Raw genomic sequence first — 1,710 nt, forward strand, 5'->3', positions numbered from 1 at the left:
TGTTGCAGGAGCGTGACCCGAAAAGTGGCGAAACCCAGACCTACTGCTATGAATCCCATGACAGCTACACCCCGCTGGCCAGCATCGTCACGCGGGGAGCCCGGCACAATTACTACTGGTACCACACTGATATCAACGGTGCGCCGCTGGAAGTCACGAACGAGGAAGGGAAAATAGCATGGGCGGGAAAATATCGCCTTTTTGGCGAACTGGATGGTTCGCCGCTGGCTTACTTCACTGATCCGGCCCTGTCATCAACCGACTATGATTTCAGGCAAAACCTGCGTTATGCGGGCCAATACTTTGACAATGAGACCGGGCTGCATTTTAATACGTTCAGGTATTATGCCCCGGAGACAGGCCGGTTTATTACGCCCGATCCGATTGGGCTGAGAGGGGGCCTGAACGTATACACTTATGCGCCGAACCCGATGATGTGGATTGATCCGTGGGGGTTAAATAAAACACCAGCTCAATTACCAGATAAAATAATCTACAATGAGAACGGTGTGCGTGTATGGCATAACTATGGAAACCTTGGTGCAGGCATAGGCACTCCGAAAGAACATGCCCCGATTCATTATCATGTAACTGTTGGTTCTGATAAGTATGAGTATAGAGTCTTCCCTAGTGGTCAACCACTTAAAGAATCTAAGCCTCTTCCTCCAAAAGCGAAGACTGTATTTGAAGCAAACAAATCTCGTTTCTCTCAGATAGGTAAAAGGATTGGCAAATGGTATTCAGGAATTAAAAATAATCAAAGGTGTCCATAATGTTTACAGAGCAATTAAATTTTCTGGCAGACAAAAAAATTTCACTCAATGCTCAGGATAATCCTGAGCTGTCATTTCAATTAAGAAAGTTGATTTGTTTGTTTAGACGTATTCCATCTGATCTAAAAAATCTAGAATTGGAACAAAAGTTAGTTTGCTTTGTTTCTACTGCCGTACAGAATGGATACTATAAAGGCCAAGATTTTATCTTGTTAACTATTGATATAATGGAGTTTTATAGGAAGTATTCTTGCGATTATAGAGTATTAAGCACGATGGGTTATTTTTGCCAAATTCATTTTTCTGTTTATGAATTATATTATAAATATGGATTAGCGTATAAAATTGGAGAGTTATTCGTAAATCACTGGAAGTATTATTCTAAGAAAAAGAATTCTACAATAAGTGATTTAATTTCTAATTATTATTTGGTTTATTTTAATGGTTTTATAGATAATGAGCCTAATGCATTGCAATGTATTGATGAGATTAATGCTCAAGGTTATTTAATGTCAGAAGTAGGATTGTATCAAAGAAAGTCCATAATATTATGGCTTTATGAAAATTATTTTTATAAAAGAAATGATGGATTATTTTTCTTAACTCAGTATGAACATGATAATACTATTAAGAAAAAAATAATCGCCATTACCAATAAGAAAAAATAAGTATAAAAGACTGGAAAATCATAGAGATTTTCCAGTCTACCTTTTTCTACCCTAGCGAATATCTGTTATAGGCCAGTGATGACTATAGCCGCTCAATTTCTGCTCTTATACTTGTACTCACCAATCAGTTCCCGCATCCGCAGCTTAATGTCACTGAGCTGATCCTGCTGTCGCTGGTACTGTTGCTTGATGGTGCGGGTGTCGTCAGTATCAGGGATCAGCACCAGACAGCCGTCCATCACCTTCACCATAATCTGGCCGCCAGTCTT

General features: G+C 39.4%; 2 protein-coding genes. Both read left to right on the forward strand.

All coding sequences use genetic code 11. The features are described 5' to 3' along the window. Positions 1-773: RHS repeat domain-containing protein (locus ACGF7G_RS22255; protein ID WP_387468451.1), on the forward strand; the 773-nt coding region annotated here is incomplete at its 5' end. Further along, on the forward strand, positions 773-1,441 hold the full coding sequence (locus ACGF7G_RS22260) for a hypothetical protein (RefSeq protein ID WP_387468453.1): 669 nt from the start codon (positions 773-775) through the stop codon (positions 1,439-1,441). The genes ACGF7G_RS22255 and ACGF7G_RS22260, both read left to right, overlap by 1 nt. Positions 1,442-1,710: the final 269 nt, after the last annotated feature.

This window comes from Photorhabdus sp. RM323S (assembly GCF_042879375.1).
Lineage (GTDB): Bacteria > Pseudomonadota > Gammaproteobacteria > Enterobacterales > Enterobacteriaceae > Photorhabdus > Photorhabdus tasmaniensis.

Coding starts and splice junctions, on each gene's coding strand:
- ACGF7G_RS22260 (WP_387468453.1), top strand. CDS start 773: ATGTTTACAGAGCAATTAAATTTTCTGGCAGACAAAAAAATTTCACTC.